The organism is Variovorax sp. P1_H12_2 (genome assembly GCF_056405335.1).
Genome location: NZ_JBFUCI010000486.1, coordinates 1 through 4,396 on the forward strand (window position 1 = coordinate 1; position 4,396 = coordinate 4,396).

The 4,396-nt window shown below is 71.0% G+C and carries 3 protein-coding genes, 1 pseudogene and 2 riboswitches; of the genes and pseudogenes, 2 read left to right on the forward strand and 2 right to left on the reverse strand.

Going from position 1 to position 4,396, the window contains the following annotated elements; translation table 11 throughout:
* Positions 1 to 1,169: FAD-dependent oxidoreductase (locus tag AC1D2K_RS30695; protein WP_478093709.1), on the forward strand; the 1,169-nt coding region annotated here is incomplete at its 5' end.
* Between the two features lie 22 nt (positions 1,170 to 1,191).
* Positions 1,192 to 1,293, forward strand: a riboswitch (glycine riboswitch).
* A riboswitch (glycine riboswitch) is annotated at positions 1,294 to 1,411 on the forward strand.
* Between the two features lie 89 nt (positions 1,412 to 1,500).
* Positions 1,501 to 2,817, forward strand: a complete 1,317-nt coding sequence (locus tag AC1D2K_RS30700) for a D-amino acid dehydrogenase (protein WP_478093711.1) — start codon at positions 1,501 to 1,503, stop codon at positions 2,815 to 2,817.
* Here AC1D2K_RS30700 and AC1D2K_RS30705 read toward each other — a convergent pair.
* Positions 2,778 to 4,046, reverse strand: coding sequence for an FIST signal transduction protein (locus tag AC1D2K_RS30705; RefSeq protein ID WP_478093713.1), 1,269 nt, complete (start codon positions 4,044 to 4,046; stop codon positions 2,778 to 2,780). The genes AC1D2K_RS30700 and AC1D2K_RS30705 overlap by 40 nt on opposite strands.
* Before the next feature lie 42 nt (positions 4,047 to 4,088).
* Positions 4,089 to 4,396 (reverse strand): annotated as a pseudogene (locus tag AC1D2K_RS30710) (PhaM family polyhydroxyalkanoate granule multifunctional regulatory protein); the annotation flags it as partial.

Below are 4,396 nucleotides of genomic sequence, written 5' to 3' on the forward strand. Positions count from 1 at the left end.
GTCATGAAGTGACCGTGGTCGACCGGCACGCGACGCCGGCGGCCAAGGCGCGCGGCCTGGCCGCGGTCGGTGCACATTCGCCCGCAGTGCGGCCCGGACTCGCAGCGCCCCGGACCGCTCAACGCTGGACCAAGATGTGCGGCCGCATGCGCCGCCGGCTGGCCGGCCTGATCGACCAGGCCATGGGCACGCCGCCGAAACGCGATTCTCTCGACCATCTCGTGCGCCTGGCCGCCTACAGCCGCAAGAGCGCTCGGGCGCTGCGCGACGAAGCTGGCGTGCCGCAGGGCCCGCGGGCGGCCGGCCTCCTGAACCTCTTCACCGACCCCGAGGCCTTCCGCGTGCGGACGGCCCGGGCAAGCCATTGGACGGGGCTCGGCTGCGAGGAGCGGCTGCTGTCGGCCGACGAAGCGATCGGCATGGAACCGGCGCTGAAGGCGATCCGCGGCAAGCTGGCCGGGGCGACCCATGCGCTCGAGGATCCGGCGCGCGATGCGACGCAATTCGCGGCCAGCCTGGTGTTCCTGTGCCGTGCGGCGGGGGTGCGCTTCATGACCGGGCACACGGTGGTCTCGCTCGTGGAGCGCGACGGCCGCCTCGACCACGTCGAACTGCTCGATGCCGCCGGCCAGCCCGCCACGCTGCGCGCCCAGGCCTACGTGCTGGCGCTGGGGGCCTCGAGCGTGCCGCACGCCGAGGACCTGGGCATCGACATGCCGCTGCGCTTCCTGCGCGAGTACATCGTCACCATGCCGATCCTGGACCCGGCGAAGGCGCCGCGCATCGCGCTGCGCGACCGGCAGGGAAAGCTGCGCATCACGCGCGTCGAAACGGCGGCCGGCGAGCAGTTGCGGATTCAGGCCGTCGTGCAGGCCGGGCTCGACGAGGCGGCCGAGCCCGACTCGGACCGCTTCCAGGCGATCGTGCGCCGCACCGAGATGCTGCTGCCCGGCGTCGCCGACGCCAAGCAGGCGAGCTTCGAGACCGCCATGCATGCGGTCAGCACCAACCGGCTGCCGATGATCGGCAAGACGCGCTTGCCCAACCTGTTCCTGAATACCGCGCCCGGCAGCCGGACCTGGATCCATGCCTGCGGCGCGGGCAAGTCGATCGCGCGCATCGTCAGCGGCCTGCGGCCCGAGCTCGACTTCGCCTTCCGGCGCCCCTAGGCCGGCGCTGYGCCGCTACAATCCGCACTCTGCAGGAGAGCGGGCCCACGGGCCCCACCGAAGGCGCAAACTCCCATAAACGCTCAGGTCGGCTCACAAGATGAGCCTGTACTGCAGTTCACTGTCAAAGCCGTCTGGAGAGCCATCACGCCGCTTGCATGCGCGCGTGGTGCACCGAAGGAGCAAACCCGCTGCGGGCGCAGCGGGTGAATCTCTCAGGTACCGAGGACAGGGGGAGCGGCAACTTGGACTCTCGGTCCGGTTGCTTTCGTTGTCGACAGCATTCCGTCGCCGTTGCGTTCAAGCGCTGCAACCTTCAAGGGTTCTCGATATGCGCGTGATCGTTCTTGGCGCCGGCCTGCTCGGCGTGACTTCGGCCTACTACCTCCAGCAACTCGGCCACGAAGTGACCGTGATCGACCGCCAGGCCACGCCGGCGGCGGAAACCAGCTTCGCCAATGGCGGGCAGATCTCGGTCAGCCATGCCGAGCCCTGGGCCAACCCGGGGGCGCCACTCAAGGTGCTGCAATGGCTCGGCAAGGAAGATGCGCCCTTGCTGTTCCGCATCCGCGCCGACATGCGCCAGTGGCTCTGGGGGTTGCAGTTCCTGCGCGAATGCACGCCGGCGCGCACCCGCCACAACATCGAGCAGATCGTGCGCCTGGGCACCTACAGCCGCGACACCCTGCAGCAGCTGCGGCGCGACACCGGCCTGGACTACGACCAGCGCACCCAGGGCATCCTGCACTTCTACACGACGCAGAAAGAGTTCGATGCGGCGCTGAAGCCGGCCGAGCAGATGCGCGCGCTCGGCTGCGACCGGCGGGTGATTTCGGCCGACGAGGCGGTGAAGCTCGAGCCCGCGCTCTCCCACATCCGTGCGCAGCTCGCCGGCGCCACCTACACCGCGGAGGACGAATCGGGCGACGCCAACCGCTTCGCGCGAGAGCTGGTCAAGCTGGCCGAGGCGGCCGGCGTGCGCTTCCTCATGAGCCACACCGTGACCGCGCTGCGCGAAGCCGGCGGCAGCATCGATCACGTCGAGGCGACCGACAGCGAGGGCCGCTTCCAGCGTATCCGCGGCGACGCCTTCGTGCTGGCGATGGGCTCGCTGAGCCCACTCTACGCGGCGCCGCTCGGAATCCGCCTGCCGATCTACCCGGCCAAGGGCTATTCGGTCACGATGCCGGTCAAGGATGCCTCGAAGGCCCACCAGGTCTCGTTGACGGACGACGAATTCAAGCTGGTGTTCTCGCGCTACACCTCGGCCACCGGCGACCGGCTGCGCATCGCCGGCACGGCCGAGCTCAACGGCTACGACCGCGACCTGAACCGGGTGCGCTGCGAGGCCATCGTGCGGCGCGTGGAGCAGCTGTTCCCGGGCGCCGGCAACGCGGCCGAGGCCCAGTTCTGGACCGGGCTGCGCCCGGCGACACCGAGCAACGTGCCGCTGATCGGGGCGACGAAGCTGCCGAACCTGTTCCTGAACACGGGCCACGGCACGCTGGGCTGGACCCATGCCTGCGGCTCGGGCAAGTCGATCGCGCGCATCGTGAGCGGACTCGCGCCCGAGGTCGACTTCGCCTTCACCGGGCTGCGCACCGGCCTTCAGTCGTCGTCGGTGAAGACCGTCAGCACGCCGGTGTAGCCGTACAGGTGGTTGCGGGCGATCTCGCCTGCGGCGAAGAAGCCGACCAGCGGGACATCGCCCAGCGCATGCCGCACGATCTGCAGCTCGGCGCCGGGGGCGCCGAAATGCGGTCCGCCGCGGCCCGAGCAGCTCACGTAGATCGCRCCCGCGATGCGGCGTGCCGGATGCGGCGCGGCCTCGGCCTCGCCGGCCGCGACCGCGCGTGCGGTCGCCAGCGTCTGCTCCTGCGGCTCGAGCTCCTCGCGGATCTCGGCGCAGACGCGCATCAAGTCGGCGCGCGCCGCCTGCGCGTTGCGGCGGCAGAAGCTCATGCGCATGCCGGCTTCGGCAACATCGGCGATCGCCACGCCGCGACGGGTCGGATCCAGCCCGATGATGTGGCGCACCCGCACGTCGGCGCCCAGGTCACCGGTGCGCCGGACGCCGTCGCTGCCGGCCTCGGCCAGGCCGACCAGGGTCGCGCGCACGGCGTCGATCGCCTGCTCGGGTGCATCGAGCGACACCCGCAGGTCGGCCAGCAATACGTCGAGCGCGGGCTCGCCGTCGAGCTCCAGCAGCAGATTGCCGTCGGCCTTGGTGATCTCGCGCTCGCGCGAGACCGGCTGGCAGCCCTGGGTCACACGCGACACCAGCCGCACACCCTCGCCGAACACCACGCCCGAGAGGCCGCCCGAGAACACGCCGCCGACCGCGCCGTGGCCGCGGATGTTGCCGTTGCCGCCGATCGCGAATTGCAGCGAGCCGACGCGGCCGGATGACAGGCCGCCGAACAGGTAGCCGGTGTCGGTGCGCTCCGCCATCTCGGCGATCAGTTCGCCCAGCTCGGGCGTGCGCGGGTCGGCGTGCACCAGCGCGGTATGGGCCGCGAAGCCGCTCGTTTCCGAGCTGGCGAGCGGCGCCACGCCGGAAAACACGCGGTATTGGTCGCTCGGCAACTCGCACAGCATCACGCTGAGGGCCGGCTCGTCGAAGTACTCGGCGTTGTTGGCCGCCACACCGACCCCCACGGTGCCGGTCCAGTCGGTGATCTCGGGCAGTTCGGCACCCAGGTGATCGAGGATCTCCTGGGCGTCTTCCCCGTAGTGGTCGGTGATGTAGAGCAGGCCCAGGGTCGGCGAGCGCGCATAGTCGGGCAGCGCCATCTGCGCCCGCAACTGGGCCAGCACCAAGCCGGCGGCCATGCGCCATTGCGGGTGGGTGGCATGCCCGGAAGGAAATAGCTTCATGGGCTCGGCTTTCTTTTCTCTCTCGGAGGCGAGGAATCGGCGTCAGCGCGCACGCTTGCGCGCCGGCGCCGGGCGTTTGGCAGCCGCCGCACCGCCGCGGGGCGACGCCGGAGCCTTCTTTCGGGCGGCGGCCGGCCTGGCGGCGCTCTTGGCCGGGGTCGAACGCGCGCCCGAACCGGCCGCGTCGGCCAGCGGCTGCGCCATGGCCGGCACCGTGAGATGCGAGGCGTCCTGCAGGGCCGAACTGGCGATCTGCTGGAACTGCTGCGTGAGGGCTCCCCACCATTGCAGCGGGTCGACGACCCCGGCCCCATCCGCCGCGGCCGCGGCAGGCGTCGGCGCCGGTGCCT